Raw genomic sequence first — 14,688 nt, forward strand, 5'->3', positions numbered from 1 at the left:
GCGGTGCAGCCTTCCAGGTAGCTGACATAAGCGCCTTCTTCGGCGACGATCAGCGTGCGCTCGAACTGGCCGGTATTCTGCTCGTTGATCCGGAAGTAGGTGGACAGCTCCATCGGACAGCGTACGCCCTTGGGGATGTACACAAACGAACCATCAGAGAAAACCGCCGAGTTGAGCGCGGCATAGTAGTTGTCTTTCTGGGGCACTACCGTACCGAGATACTTTTTGATCAGCTCTGGGTACTCGTGTACCGCCTCACTGATCGAGCAGAAAATCACACCCGCTTCTTTGAGCTTTTCACGGAAGGTGGTCACCACAGACACGGAGTCAAACACCATGTCTACCGCCACGCCCGCCAGCATCTCCTGCTCGTGGACCGGGATGCCCAGCTTTTCGTAGGTGCGCAACAGCTCGGGATCGACCTCATCCAGGCTCTTGGGCCGATCTTCCATACTCTTGGGCTGGGAGAAGTACGACAGCGCCTGGAAGTCGACCTTGGGGTAATGTACGTGGGCCCAATTGGGCTCTTCCATCTGCTCCCAGGCACGGAAGGCCTGCAGGCGCCAGTCGAGCATCCACTCGGGCTCACCTTTTTTCGCGGAGATAAACCGGACGACGTCTTCATTCAGACCGGGCGGCAAGGTATCCGTATCGATCTGGGTATGGAAGCCGGCGGCGTACTCGCGCTTGATCAGTTTTTCAACTTCTTGCTCTGCCATCACTTCACCTCTGTCTCCGCATTCGGAGTGAGTTAGCTAAAATTCGGTTGTTCGATTCCGCGATTGTTCGCGTTGTTCTGTCGGATTACGCTTCGCTAATCCGACCTACGGGTACTTTGGTGCCCTGTTTCCGCATCCCTTGCGTTAAGTCGGATTACGCTTTGCTAATCCAACCTACTTGTTTTGTTCGGTGCTGGTGTTCACCCTCTCGTAGGTCGGATTAGGCCGCAGGCCGTAATCCGACGTCCGCCTATTTAGGCGCTGGCCTTACGTTGCAGCTTTGGCACCACGTCGCGAATGTGCTGGATCGCGAACTGCACCTCGTCCTCGGTGGTCAGGCGCCCCAGACTGATACGCAAAGAGGCCTGGGCCAGATCGTTACTCAGGCCAATCGCCTTGAGCACATAGCTCGGCTCCAGACTCGCCGAGGTGCAGGCCGAGCCGGTCGCCACCGCGAGTTGGCGCAGCGACAGCAGTAGCATTTCACCATCGCAACCGCCGAACGCAATATTGAGGTGACCGCAGGCCGTGTGAGCCAGGTCCGTGTTCAACTGGATGCCCGGCAGATCGGCAATGCCCTGCCACAACTCATCCCGCAAGGCGGCAATACGCGGCGGATCTTCCGCCAGGCGATCAGCGGCCAACTGGGCCGCCGCCCCCATGCCCACACACTGATGGGTGGGCAAGGTGCCGGAGCGCATGCCCCGCTCGTGACCACCGCCGTGAATCTGGGCGCTGATTTTCACCCCCGGATCACGGCGAACATACAAAGCACCAATGCCTTTCGGGCCGTACATTTTGTGCGCCGAGAGGGACATCAGGTCCACGTTCTGTTCCGCCACATTCAACGCCAGCCGCCCGCCACTCTGGGCTGCATCAACGTGAAACAGGATGTCCTGCTCCCGGCAAATGGCGCCGATCCCGGCAATATCGTTGACGCTGCCAAGCTCGTTGTTCACATGCATCACGCTGACCAGAAACGTATCGTCCCGCAGCGCGGCGCGTACCACTTCCGGCTCAATCCGTCCGCTGGTATTGGGGGACAGATAAGTGACCTCAACGCCCTGCTCCGCCAACCAGTGAGCAGGATCAAGCACCGCCTTGTGTTCAATCGCGGAGACAATCAGGTGGCCTGCGGGCAAGCCCGCCCGGCGGCGCGCTTCCCAGACGCCTTTTAGCGCCAGGTTATCCGCCTCGGTGGCGCCGCTGGTCCAGACAATTTCGCGGTTATCCGCGCCGATCAGGTCCGCCACCTGTTGACGGGCATTCTCCACCGCTTCTTCCGCCTGCCATCCATACAGATGGGAGCGCGAGGCCGGGTTGGCAAAATTGCCCTCCCGCGTCAGGCAGGCCGCCATCTGCTCGGCCACCGCCGGGTCGACCGGCGTGGTGGCGGCATAGTCCAGATAAATGGGCTGACGTGGAGCGCTCAACGTCATCGATTACTCAAACCTCGTTGCTAGACGATACCGGAACGGCGTCTACAGCTGGCTGCACAGAATCTGCTCAGCCGAGAGCTGCTGTTGGTGGTCCTGACGGGCCCGAACCGCTTGAATGTCGCGCCGTTCGACCAGATCCGCCAGGCTGATATCACTTAAAAACTGATGAATTTGGGCACTGAGATCTTCCCAGAGGTGGTGCGTCAGGCATACTTTGCCGTTTTGGCAGTCCCCTTTGCCCTCACAGCGGGTGGCATCGAGGGACTCACTGACCGCGTCCACCACTTGCGCCACCGAAATGGCTTCAAGGCGCTCCGCCAAGCGGTAACCGCCGCCGGGGCCGCGAACACTGCTCACCAGCTTCTGCCGGCGCAGCTTGGCAAACAGCTGTTCCAGATAGGACAGGGATATACCCTGGCGATTGGAGATATCCGCAAGGCTCACTGGCCCCTGCTCACTGTGCAGGGCCAGGTCCAGCATCGCGGTGACCGCGTATCGACCTTTGGTAGTCAGTCTCATGCCCGGATTGTCGCCTCTAGCCTTGGTGGAAAGTGGATACCGAGCTGTCGGAAACCCACCCGTCTATAACCAAGTATTTTACTCAACTATTCGCCATTATCCAAGGGCTTTTCGTTCTCCGGCGCCGCCTCAAGGGATTTCAGGCGTTTATCCGTGTGGTAAATGTAGTTTTGCGTGGCCGTCAGCACGCCGCGCAGAATGCTCAGCTCCATCTCATCCGGGCGGATGCGGTGGTACAGGCGGCGCAGCCGGGTCATGGTCTGGCGGGGGTTATCCGGGTTGAGGAAATCCAGGGTTTCCAGCGTCTGCTGAAGGTGCTCGAAATACCGCTCTAAAGCCTCGCTTTTAGCGGGGGGCATATCCCATTCGGTTTTGCCCAACGGGCCGCCCTCTTGCTGCGAGAGGTGGGCCATACGCAGCTCGTAGCAGAGCACCTGCACGGCGGTGGCCAGATTCAGGGAGCTGTATTCCGGGTTGGCGGGAATATGCACATGGTACTGGCACTTGTGCAGCTCCTCGTTGGTCAGACCCCGGTCCTCGCGCCCAAACAGCAGTGCCACCTCGTGCTCGCCCGCCTCCTGCCAGCACCGCTCGCCGCACTGGCGTGGGTCCACCAGCGGCCAGGGAATCCGGCGTTCGCGGGCACTGGTGCCGACCACCAGGCCACAGCCCTCAATGGCCTCATCCAGCGTTTCCACCACCACGGCTTTATCCAGCACATCCAGTGCCCCGGCGGCCCGCCAGACGGCCTTTTCCGAGGGAAACTCCTTGGGCTCCACCAGATAGAGGCGGGACAGCCCCATATTCTTCATGGCCCGGGCGGCACCACCGATGTTGCCCGGATGAGAGGTATTCACCAGAACGATGCGGATATTGTCAAAAGGGTTGGCGGTCATAACGGTCTCTTGATCGATAGCGATTGCGTGGGCGCGGGGCCCCTAAAGGCCGCGCATTCTATCATGAACCACCCGGCCCGGGTTCACGGCGGCCCGCCCCGGCCAAGATGGGACAATTGCACCATGGCGCTGGCGAGCCGGCGCGCTTGCCGTTATACTGTGCGGCCTTCGCGAGGCCCGCCCTCGCCCCGTTCTTTCCCATTTTTCACGAAAAGACTGATTGCCCTATGGAACCCATGTTGACGATGGCTTTGCGCGCGGCGCGCAAGGCGGCAGAACTGATTGAACGCGCCTACGAACGCCCGGACACCATCAAGGTTGAAAACAAAAGCCCCAACGACTTCGTCACCGAAGTGGATCGGGGAGCCGAACAGGCGATCATTCAGGTGTTGCGCAAGGCCTACCCGGACCACAGTTTCCGCGGTGAAGAAAGCGGGACCACCCAGGGCAAGAACCCGGACTATGTCTGGGTGATCGATCCGATCGACGGCACCACCAATTTCGTGCATGGCATGCCCCATTTTTCAGTCTCCATTGCCTGCTTTTACAAAGGACAGGTTGAGCACGCCGTGGTACTCGACCCCGTCAAGCGCGAAGAATTTACCGCCAGCCGCGGCCGCGGCGCGTCACTCAACGGCCGTCGCATCCGGGTATCCACCCGTCGCGGCCTGGAAGGTGCCCTGCTGGGTACCGGCATCCCGTTCGATGGCCCGGCCCTGGCCAAAATCCAACCTTTTCTCGCCTGCATCAGTGAACTCGCAGGCCAGACCGCCGGCATTCGCCGTGCGGGCTCAGCGGCGCTCGATCTGGCCTATGTGGCCGCAGGACGCTACGACGCCTTCTGGGAAATGCATCTGAACGAGTGGGATTTCGCGGCGGGTGTGCTGCTGGTGAAAGAGGCCGGCGGCTTGATCAGCGACTTCCGCGGCGGCACCTCGTATATGGATACCGGCCACATCGTGTGTGGTACACCGAAGGTGTTCAAGCCGGTGTTGCAGGTGGTACAGAAGCATTTGGGGCACGTTTGAGGTAAAAGGCTGGTGGATGCGGTCGGTATTGGTAACGGCGGATGCGCGCTTTGCGCTTATCCGCCCTACACAACCGACCGTAGGGCGGATAAGCGCGCATCCGCCGTCACCTGGCGTTACCTAAGCCAAAAGCTTCTTGAGCGTCCGAACCAGGTGATTGATTTCCACCGGCTTGGTCAGATAATCAAAGAACCCCGCCTTGCGGCCCCGCTCCACATCGTAGGCCATGGCGTTGGCCGACAGCCCCACCACCGGAATATCCGCGGTCACGGGGTCACGCTTTAACACCGACAACGCCTCGTAGCCATCCATCCCCGGCAGATTGATATCCAGAATGATCACGTCCGGCCGCTCACTGCGAGCCTTGTAAATCCCGAGGAACGCCTCTTCGGCCACTTCCAGCGTCAACATCGGGTAGCGACTCAGAATCTGTTGCATCAGGCGGATATTGGACGGGTTGTCCTCCACGTACAGAATGGTCCGAGGCTCTTCAAGCACCAACGCTTCCGGCTCCTCATCCGCCTTCGGGTCATGCTCGCGGCGGTTGACCACCAGGTCCTGATTCCACTCCGTGGACAGAGGCAGATCCACCCAGAACTCGGTGCCCACCCCTTCGGTACTCTCGAAGGACAGCTTACCGCCCATCATCTCGACCAACTGCTTGGTAATCACCAGCCCGACACCAGACCCCTCGACTTTTGAGTACTCCGCGTTGAGGCGATTGAAGGGCTGAAACACTTCGTGCTGACGGCTGGCCGGTATACCCTGGCCGGTATCGCGAACCGTGATGCGCAGGCGGTTATCGTCCCGCTCCGACAAACTGACTGCCACTTCACCACCGACCTGATTGTATTTCACCGCATTGCTGACCAGATTGAGCAACGCCTGCTTCAGACGGGTGTTGTCGGCCACCACGTAAGTGCTCTCAAGGCGCTTCAGGTCCGCGCTTAGCTTGATGCCACCGGCGTCGGCCTGGGGTTGAATCAGCGTAAAGCACTCGGCGACGACCCGGGACACCAACACCGGCTCCAAGGAGAAAGTCATTCGGCCGGACTCGATCTTGGCCAGATCCAACACATCATTGATCAGTTGCAGCAGATGCTCGCCCGCCTTGCGGATTTCCCGGGCGTTATCCATCTGACTGTCGGTGAGGTTGTCGTCATACTGAAACAGCTGCGCATACCCCAGAATGGCATTGAGCGGCGTGCGCAGCTCGTGACTCATGCTGGAGAGGAAGTCGGACTTGGCCTGATTGGCTTTTTCCGCCGCGTCTTTGGCCTGCACCACCCGCTCTTCAGCGCGCTTGATGTCGGTGATATCCATATTGGTGCCGGACATACGCACCGGATTGCCTTCGGTGTCAAAACTGGCTCGCCCTCGGGCGCGAATCCAGCGGATGTCGCCGTCTTTGCCGAAAATTCGGTACTCAATATCAAACGGTGCCCGCCCGGCCATGTGATCGGCCAGGGTCTGATCAAACTTGGGCAGGTCTTGCGGGTGAATGTGAGAGCGCCAGACCGACAGGCGGTTCTGGCCCCGGATCACCACATCGTCTTTCTCGTCGTAGCCGGCGTGCTCCCAGCAACGGTTGGAAAAATGGAAACCCTTGCGGTCTGCGTACCACTCCCAGATGCCGTCATTGGACGCCTGGATGATGCGAGCCTGACGCGCCTCACTTTCACGCAGGGCCGCTTCGACATTTTTCAGCTCGGTGATGTCAAAGTTGACCCCGGAGATGTACATGACTCGGCCGTACTTGTCGCGAATGGAGTTCGCTCGGGCCTGGGTCCAGACGTAGTTGCCTCGGTTGGTGAGGATCCGGTAGGCGGTGTTGAGAGGTTCGCCGCTGCGCAGGTGTTCGCGCACGGCTTCGAGCATGTGGTCCCGATCGTCGGGGTGGATGTAATCCGGCAGCGCTGTGGCGTCGCTGATGCGGATTTTATCTTCGTCATTGAACCCCAGCGATTCCCAGAAACCGCCGGACCAGTCAATGCGGTTGGAGGTGAGGTCCCACTCCCAGAAGCCGTAGCCGCTACCGTTGAAAATCCGGCGATAGCGTGCCACCAGGTCGCGCAGCTCGTCGCTGTTTGCCTGGCTCAATTCTTCATCGCTGATGGTGATGCCTTTCGACATAAGCTCTGCTCATCGATCGGGCGGATACCCTCACCACTGGTATCCGCACTTTTTCAGCGGTTCACGAGGCTCAGGGAGCCAACTCTTCCTGCTCCTCGCCCTCTTTCGGCGGTGGCATGAGGTCTTCTTTGGTCAGGTGCATTGCCGACAGAATGTTGGCCGAGACATAAACCGACGAGTAGGTACCGACCAGCACACCGACAATCAGCGCAAATGCAAAGCCACTGATCAACTCGCCACCGAAGAAGTACAACACCAGCAACACCAACAAGGTAGTCAAGGAGGTCAGCAGGGTCCGCTCCAGCGTCTGGGTCAAGGAGGTATTGATCACCTCGTTGGTGGTGCCCCGACGCATTTTGCGGAAGTTTTCCCGCACCCGGTCAAACACAACGATGGTATCGTTCAGTGAATAACCGATCACCGCCAGTACTGCGGCCAGCACCGTCAGATCGAAATCCAGGCGCAGGACCGAGAACACACCCAGAACAATAATCACATCGTGAACCAGGGCCAGAACCGCGCCGATGGAGAATTTGTACTGGAAGCGGATCGCCACGTAGATCATCACCACGGCCAAGGCGAACAACATGCCCAGCCCGCCCTGATCGCGCAGCTCTTCACCCACCTGCGGACCGACAAACTCGCTGCGCCGCAGATTGATGCTCGCTCCGGTCGCCTCTTCCAGCGCGTCAATCAGAAATTGGGAATAGACATTGTCCAGAGCGTTTTCAACGGCAACGGTGACGGCCTCACCCTCGGTCGCGATCTGTGTGCGACCGTAGTAGCGCGGGTCAAACAGGTCCGCCGAGCGCAGCGCTGACTCACTGACGCCATTGAACACCAGCACTTCGGAGAACTGGGTCTGGTCGCTGGCGGCGTTGCGCACATCGGCAATGGTCGCACTGTCGGACAGGGACGCGAGCCTCTCTTCCAACTGCTCCAGTACACCGTCACTCAGAGCATCCTGGGTGCGGATCAGAACTTCCGAGTCCGAGCCGAACAGAATCGCCACGGGGTTCTCAAGGCCCTGCTCGCCCAGCACCGAGCGGATGGTGGACAGATCCGCCGGGCGATCGAAGCCCAGCTCGACCTGGGAACCGCCAGTAAAGTCCAACCCAAACTCCAGACCACGCGTCGCCAGAGAGACGATGGAAGCCAGCAGCAACACGATGGAAATGGTGGCGCAGGTTTTGCGCCAGCCCATAAAATTAATCACTTTTGATTCCGGTAGCATAGTGGCGCTCTCTTAGATCCAGATCTTCTTCAGGTTGCGACGGCGGCCGTACACCAGGTTGGCCAGCGCCCGAGTGCCCATGATCGCGGTAAACATGGAAGTCAGAATACCGATGGACAGGGTGACCGCAAAACCCTGTACCGGACCGGTGCCAATGGCATACAGAATGACCGCCACCAGCAAGGTGGTGATATTGGCATCCAGAATACTGACGAAGGCCCGCTCATAACCGCTGTAAATAGCGGACTGGGGCGAAGCGCCCTCTTTCAGCTCTTCCCGAATCCGGGAGAAAATCAGTACGTTGGCGTCCACCGCCATACCCACGGTCAGCACGATACCGGCAATACCCGGCAGCGTCAGAGTGGCGCCCAGCAGGGACATGACCGCCACCAGCAGAAGGATGTTGGCCCCCAAGGCCAGGTTGGCAAAGATGCCGAACACCCGGTAGTAAATCAGCATAAAGACCAGCACCAGCGCCAACCCGAGCACGACCGAGTTCAGACCGGTCTGAATGTTTTCTGCCCCGAGAGATGGTCCAATGGTGCGCTCTTCCACAAAGTACATGGGCGCCGCCAGAGCACCGGCGCGCAGCAGCAGCGCCAGTTCGGAGGCTTCCGCCGGGGACTCCAGACCGGTAATCCGGAACTGCTTGCCCAGCGCACTCTGAATGGTCGCCAGACTGATGATTTCCCGCTCGACGTAGTTCTCCCGCACCTCGACGGTTTCGCCCGCCTCATTGGTGGCATATTCAGTGCGGGTTTTGTGTTCAATGAACAGTACGCCCATGCGCCGTCCGACATTATCCCGGGTCGCGCGGTGCATTTTGGTACCGCCCAGGCCGTCCAGGGTAATGTTCACCTGGGGCATATTGGTTTCTGCATCGAAGCTACTGGTGGCGTTGGCCACATGGTCACCGGTCAGAATGATCTGACGTTCCAGCTCAGCACCGCCAAAGCGCTGCTTGTCCGCTTCACTGCGGTAAGGGAACTCTTCTTTCATGGATACCAGCGTATCCGGGCCGGCCTCCAGGCGGAATTCCAGGTTGGCGGTTTTGCCGATCACCCGCTTGGCTTCGGCGGTGTCCTGAACCCCCGGAAGCTGCACGATAATCCGGTTACCGCCCTGACGCTGCACGACCGGCTCGGACACACCCAACTCATTCACCCGGTTGCGCAGGGTCACCAGGTTCTGGCCGAGGGCGTAGTCTTCAATTTCAGAAATCGCCGTTTCGCTCAACTGCGCGGTAAAGCGGAAGTCCTCTTCCCCGGCATCTTCGGTCTGGAATACCAGCGTGTCGTATTCATCTTCCATCAGGGCGAGCGCCTGGTCCCGCAGCTCGGCCGAACGGAAGCGCGCCAGAATGCTCTGGTCGTCTTCAACCTCCAGCGCGTTGTAGCGGATACGCTCTTCGCGCAGCGTGCCCTTCATTTCGTCGGCAGTGATTTCCTGACGGGTTTCAATGGCCGAGGCGGTATCGACTTCCAGCAGGAAGTGCACACCACCGGAGAGGTCCAGACCCAGGCGCATGGGGGCACCGCCCAGAGACACCAGCCAATCCGGTGTGGTCGGCGCCTGATTCAGAGCGACCACAAAATCACCACCCAGAGATTCCTGCAGGGTGCGGCGGGCGGTCATCTGCTCATCTTCACTGGCCAGGCGCACCAGAACGGCATTTTCGCCCAGCTCTACGCCGACATATTCAATGCCCTGTGACTGAAGTTGCCGTTCTACCTGCTCCACCGTGGAAGCATCCATGGTGGTCGCCCCGGATTGACCGGAAATCTGTACGGCGGGGTCGGGCGCATAGAGGTTGGGCAGCGCGTAAATGAATCCCAGGGTAACAACCCCCAGAATCAAGAGGTATTTCCAGAGCGGGTAGCGGTTATGCATAAACGGTTCCGTGGCTTATTCGACGGTATCGGATACGGATGAAGGCCCGGATTATACCGATTTCCCCCAAGACAACAATGAAAGTAGGGTAATGAACGGGGCGCAGCCGCACCCCGCCCGGTGATTTATGGCGTCAGCGGCGGCACGTCCTTACCGAGGGCCCGATAGAAGTCGGCCACGAAAGCCTCCAACTCGCCGGCGGCAATGGCCTCCCTCAGCCCGGCCATCACCAGCTGGTAGTAGCGCAGGTTGTGGATGGTCTGCAGCTGAGCGCCGAGGATCTCACCACACTTGTCCAGGTGATGCAGGTAAGCGCGGCTGAAGTTCTGGCAGGTGTAGCAGTCACATTTGGGATCGAGGGAGCCGGTATCGTGGCGATGTTTGGCATTGCGGATCTTGATCACCCCCTCATGGGTGAACAGGTGGCCATTGCGGGCGTTGCGGGTGGGCATCACGCAGTCGAACATATCCACGCCTCGGCGCACGCCCTCCACCAGATCCTCCGGCTTGCCCACGCCCATCAGATAGCGGGGCTTGTCTTTGGGCATATGGGGCGTCAGGGCCGACAGTACGCGCACCATATCTTCTTTGGGCTCGCCCACCGACAGGCCGCCGATGGCGTAGCCGTCAAAGCCGATTTCCTCCAGCCCCGCCAATGATTCCCGGCGCAGGGACTCATACATGCCCCCCTGCACAATGCCGAACAGCGCGGACGGATTGTCACCGTGGGCATCCTTGGAGCGCTTGGCCCAGCGCAGGGACAGCTCCATGGACTTGCGCGCCTCATCCTCCGTGGCCGGGTACGGGGTGCACTCATCGAAGATCATCACAATGTCCGACCCCAGATCCCGCTGGACCTGCATGGCCTCCTCAGGGCCGAGAAATACCGGGCTGCCATCAATGGGCGAGCGGAACGACACGCCCTCTTCGGTGATTTTGCGGATATCCCCCAGGCTGAACACCTGAAAGCCACCGGAGTCGGTCAGAATCGGGCCGGACCACTGCATAAAATCGTGCAGATCGCCGTGGGCCTTGACCACCTCGGTGCCCGGACGCAGCATCAGGTGAAAGGTGTTTCCCAGGATTATCTGAGCGCCAATGGCCTCAATATCCCGAGGCAACATGCCCTTGACCGTGCCGTAGGTGCCCACGGGCATAAAAGCCGGGGTTTCCACCACGCCCCGGGGGAACTTCAGGCGGCCGCGTCGGGCCAGGCCGTCTTCCCGGTCCAGTTCAAACTGCATAAAGGAAGACATCTTTTATCCCTCGGAAGGACTACCCGGGAGATCGCGCGGAGCGTCCGGGTTGCGGGTGATAAACATGGCATCGCCGTAACTGAAAAAGCGGTATTCCTGAGCCACGGCTTCTCGATAGGCGTCCATGATGTGTCGGTAACCCGCAAAGGCGGACACCAGCATCATCAGCGTGGACTCGGGCAGGTGGAAGTTGGTCAGCAACGCATCCACCGCTCTGAATTCAAAGCCGGGGGTAATGAAGATATCGGTCTCGCCCTGGTAGGCGGCCATGCCCTGTCCCGGTTCGGCACGAGCGGCGGCGGTTTCCAGGCAGCGCACGCTGGTGGTGCCCACGGCAATCACTCGACCGCCGGTCGCGCGGGTGGCGCGCACCTGCTCGGCCACCTGCTCATTCAGGTCCATGACCTCGCTGTGCATTTTATGCTCGGCAATATTGTCCACCCGCACCGGCTGAAACGTGCCCGCACCCACATGCAGGGTGACAAAGGCCAGATTGACGCCTTTGGCCTGCAACTGGGCCAGCAGGTCATCATCAAAGTGCAGGCCGGCGGTAGGCGCGGCGACAGCGCCGGCCTTGCGACCGTACACCGTCTGATAACGCTCCCGATCCAGTTCCTCATCTTCCCGGTCGATATAGGGCGGCAGCGGCATATGCCCCAGGCGCTCCAATACCGACAGCGAGGTTTCCTCTGGCGGGAAGTTCAGCTCGAACAGGTCGTCGCGCCGCCCGGTCACCGCCAGGCGGGTGCCGTCTTCCAGCACGATCAGACTACCAATCTTGGGGGACTTGCTCGCCCGGGTGTGGGCCAGCACCCGCGCATCGGTCAGCAGGCGCTCCACCAGAATCTCAACCTTGCCACCGGTGTCTTTCATCCCGAACAGGCGGGCGGGAATCACCTTGGTATCGTTGAACACCATCAGATCCCCGGGGCGCACCTGCTCCAGCAGGTCCGGGAATTGACCGTGGGTCACCTTCCCGGTCGGGCCATCCAGCCCCAGCAAGCGACTCCCGCGTCGCTCGGCAGCCGGTTCACGGGCAATCAGGGATTCGGGCAGATCGTAGTAAAAATCCTGGCGGCGCATAAGACGTATATTCAGGCAGGTTCAAAAGCCCGCAAGGGTACCGGAAAACCCCGAAAATGACCACCAGATCGCGGGGTTTTACGGCGGATGCGGGCTTATTAATACCGCTGCGCTCGGCCCCTACGCGACCTGCTGTGCTATCCGTAGGGCGGATAAGCCGAAGGCGCATCCGCCGCAACCCAAAGCCCCACACCCACCACCACCAAAATCCTTGGTTGACGAACCCCCGCACGCTGCTATAATCCCGCCCCGCAACGCAGTAAACCTGTGCCAGAGTGGCGAAATTGGTAGATGCCGTGCAGGATGCACAAATGTCGCGAAGGGCAGGAGCCCGAGAGCGACCGCAGGGCCAGCGCAACGCGCTGGTAAAGACCTGAAACCCGCACTAAAGCACATAGCGGCTTATACAGTGCCAGAGTGGCGAAATTGGTAGACGCAGGGGATTCAAAATCCCCCGCCCGAGAGGGTGTGCCGGTTCGAGTCCGGCCTCTGGTACCACTTCTTTCTTGTGATCCGCCTCCAAGATACAGCTCAGCAAAGCCTGTAGGAACAGTCATCATCGTTGGGCTACGGCGGATGCGCTACGCTCCGATGCGTCGGACCGATCCGCCCTACTCAAGCCTCACTCCTATCCGCAACGCACTCGCCGTCCCCAACTCGCGTAGGGCGGATAAGCCGAAGGCGCATCCGCCGTATGGTGTTTCGGGCAACGGTCCACGTCCGATGGCTCGATGTGGGGCTAATTGATCTCCTCCACGGTAAACCTCTCAAGGTCGATATGCTCATCGTCCCGGTTTCTCACCCGGATGGCGGTTTCTGACCGGGGGATTCCCGGCGCGATATCCAGATAGAGGGGGTTATCACCTTCCGCCATCTTTTCGAACACGCTCAACATCTCGTCCTCATCGAAATGGATGATGAAAAGATACTTGCCGCTGTGGAAACTCATGCGCTTGGGTAAGGGCCTGGGCTTGGCGGCGTCTTCCTCGGTGAGGGGGTAGCGTAAGTGATAGAGCTCGCCGTTGAGGTAATTGATCGTTCCCGGAGAATCCGGCCCCGCCATACGGAAGAACTCGGGCTGCCAATGGTAGTGGGTGCGCATTCGCTCCCATTTGTCGAAGGGTATGCCTTCGGTTTCGAGGCGTTTTCGCTGCTCGGGTGTCAGGTAAAGCTCAAGCGCCTTCTCGACGTACTGCTCTCTCGGCTTTGGATGATCGCTCATAAAAGCGTCAGACCAGTATTTCTTCCAATCGTAATCAATGGGCTCAGCTTTCCCAAAAAATATTTCTGTGGTTTTGCCAATACCGACCAGCCAAACCGCGACGCTGCCTCCGGGAGCCATGCCGACGGTCAGTTCGTCATAGTACATAGTTGCTGGAGGCGTCTTATGATTTGGATAGCCCTCATTAACCATCTGCACAATGCTCTCATAGGGCAGTTCAAATTCGCCCCGATAGAACTGATCTTCCAAGTACGAATAATAGGTAATCCGCAACCTATCCGGTAATGGCTTTTGATCCGGCCCTACCACATGGGTGGAAACGGGATATCCCCAGCCGTGATGGACTGTTTTACCGTCGGGGACGTAAAGCCCATGATCGTCGCCTGGATACAGAAAAGTTCCGGAAATCACCTCCATCGGGTAATCATTGGGCGCCGACTCCGACGCCAGCCAATCCGCTTTGGTCATAGAATCCTCACAACCGAGTAACAGTAACAGTGCCGATAACAGAGTGTATCGGCGCCGGGCTTTAACCTTCATGGTATTTTCGCCTACGTTGGCCCTCGTGAAGTCTGGGCGCCATACCCACACTCGAATAATGCGCAGAAAGATGCAGGTACTGATGGCGAATAATACGAAGCAAGGGGTCACGACCCTGCCAGTGTTCTGGCCTGGATTCATTACCCGATGCCACATAGGCCTGTATGCGACCCTGCAGTTCCTGCAACTCGTCGGACTCTTCGCTCAAATCAACGAGCTCCGGGAATTTCTGCTCATTCATACTCACCCCCTCATCCTGAATAAACTCCGCCATCAGCTCCAACGGGATTTTGCTATAGCTGGTTTTCACCAGTTCTCGCTCGGCATGAATAACGTGGCTCAACGTATTGCGGGAAGTGGGTAGCCTAAGTTCCTCTGGGCGGTACCAACCTTGCGCCAGAAGCCAGTCACGATCGATGTGGCGGTCCCGCTGATGCCCTCGATAGACGACCTGAGCCTCGGGGCCAGAGCGGTAGCCTCCACCCACATCGCTATGGGCGCCGGGCAGACATATGCGCTGCCCTTTCCCTCCAGCACTATCAATAGTGGTCAGGGAGAAGTTACTCCGGTACTCCTCCGAAGCCTCCAATTGAACAACGCGATTGGCCCTGCGAATCGAATCCAGCTTGAGTGTCTTCACATCGTTATTGAACGACATCCCGTGGGAGGAAACAGTATCAAAGAGCCCGACCAGGTTGATCTCGATTTTATCGGCGGGAAATCCCTCAA

Annotated in this window: 11 protein-coding genes, 1 tRNA gene and 1 pseudogene; 2 read left to right on the forward strand and 11 right to left on the reverse strand. The window is 59.3% G+C overall.

The window, feature by feature from the left end; translation table 11 throughout:
• From B3520_RS03880 to trmJ, 4 genes and pseudogenes are all read right to left on the reverse strand, one after another.
• A pseudogene (locus tag B3520_RS03880) lies at positions 1-719 on the reverse strand (Fe-S cluster assembly protein SufB); the annotation flags it as partial.
• 254 nt (positions 720-973) lie between these two features.
• Positions 974-2,158 carry an IscS subfamily cysteine desulfurase gene (locus B3520_RS03885; protein ID WP_286875455.1) on the reverse strand — a complete coding sequence of 395 codons (1,185 nt, stop codon included), beginning with the start codon at positions 2,156-2,158 and terminating at the stop codon, positions 974-976.
• Positions 2,159-2,200: 42 nt separating this feature from the next.
• The gene (gene iscR / locus B3520_RS03890) at positions 2,201-2,677 is read right to left on the reverse strand and encodes a Fe-S cluster assembly transcriptional regulator IscR (protein WP_123637117.1); all 477 of its coding nucleotides are present in this window, start codon (positions 2,675-2,677) and stop codon (positions 2,201-2,203) included.
• A gap of 86 nt (positions 2,678-2,763) precedes the next feature.
• Positions 2,764-3,573 carry a tRNA (cytosine(32)/uridine(32)-2'-O)-methyltransferase TrmJ gene (trmJ, locus tag B3520_RS03895; RefSeq protein WP_123637116.1) on the reverse strand — a complete coding sequence of 270 codons (810 nt, stop codon included), beginning with the start codon at positions 3,571-3,573 and terminating at the stop codon, positions 2,764-2,766.
• 227 nt (positions 3,574-3,800) lie between these two features.
• Here trmJ and B3520_RS03900 point away from each other — a divergent pair, with 227 nt between their 5' ends.
• The gene (locus tag B3520_RS03900) at positions 3,801-4,601 is read left to right on the forward strand and encodes an inositol monophosphatase family protein (RefSeq protein ID WP_024459848.1); all 801 of its coding nucleotides are present in this window, start codon (positions 3,801-3,803) and stop codon (positions 4,599-4,601) included.
• 120 nt (positions 4,602-4,721) lie between these two features.
• Here the strand turns inward: B3520_RS03900 and B3520_RS03905 are convergent, their stop codons facing one another.
• The 5 genes from B3520_RS03905 to queA form a co-directional block, all read right to left on the reverse strand.
• Complete coding sequence (locus B3520_RS03905) at positions 4,722-6,734, reverse strand: PAS domain-containing protein (RefSeq protein ID WP_286804557.1); 2,013 nt, start codon at positions 6,732-6,734, stop codon at positions 4,722-4,724.
• 70 nt (positions 6,735-6,804) lie between these two features.
• Entirely contained in the window at positions 6,805-7,968 is a 1,164-nt protein-coding gene (secF, locus tag B3520_RS03910) for a protein translocase subunit SecF (protein WP_286875456.1), read from the reverse strand.
• Between the two features lie 12 nt (positions 7,969-7,980).
• Positions 7,981-9,858 (reverse strand): protein translocase subunit SecD, encoded by a 1,878-nt coding sequence (gene secD / locus B3520_RS03915; RefSeq protein ID WP_286804559.1) that lies wholly within the window; start codon positions 9,856-9,858, stop codon positions 7,981-7,983.
• A gap of 125 nt (positions 9,859-9,983) precedes the next feature.
• Positions 9,984-11,102 (reverse strand): tRNA guanosine(34) transglycosylase Tgt, encoded by a 1,119-nt coding sequence (tgt, locus tag B3520_RS03920; RefSeq protein WP_123638825.1) that lies wholly within the window; start codon positions 11,100-11,102, stop codon positions 9,984-9,986.
• Between the two features lie 15 nt (positions 11,103-11,117).
• Positions 11,118-12,197, reverse strand: a complete 1,080-nt coding sequence (gene queA / locus B3520_RS03925; protein ID WP_286804560.1) for a tRNA preQ1(34) S-adenosylmethionine ribosyltransferase-isomerase QueA — start codon at positions 12,195-12,197, stop codon at positions 11,118-11,120.
• A 411-nt stretch (positions 12,198-12,608) separates the two neighbouring features.
• Between queA and B3520_RS03930 the strand changes: the two genes are divergently transcribed.
• Positions 12,609-12,695 (forward strand) — tRNA-Leu (locus B3520_RS03930).
• Positions 12,696-12,936: 241 nt separating this feature from the next.
• On the opposite strand, the gene B3520_RS03935 is transcribed toward B3520_RS03930, so the two are convergent.
• Both B3520_RS03935 and B3520_RS03940 read right to left on the reverse strand, forming a co-directional pair.
• Positions 12,937-13,887, reverse strand: a complete 951-nt coding sequence (locus B3520_RS03935; protein WP_286804561.1) for a DUF2931 family protein — start codon at positions 13,885-13,887, stop codon at positions 12,937-12,939.
• Positions 13,888-13,948: 61 nt separating this feature from the next.
• A partial coding sequence (locus tag B3520_RS03940) for a phospholipase effector Tle1 domain-containing protein (protein WP_286875457.1) occupies positions 13,949-14,688 on the reverse strand: 740 nt, incomplete at its 5' end.

Source organism: Marinimicrobium sp. UBA4509 (genome assembly GCF_002388575.1).
GTDB lineage: Bacteria > Pseudomonadota > Gammaproteobacteria > Pseudomonadales > Cellvibrionaceae > Marinimicrobium > Marinimicrobium koreense.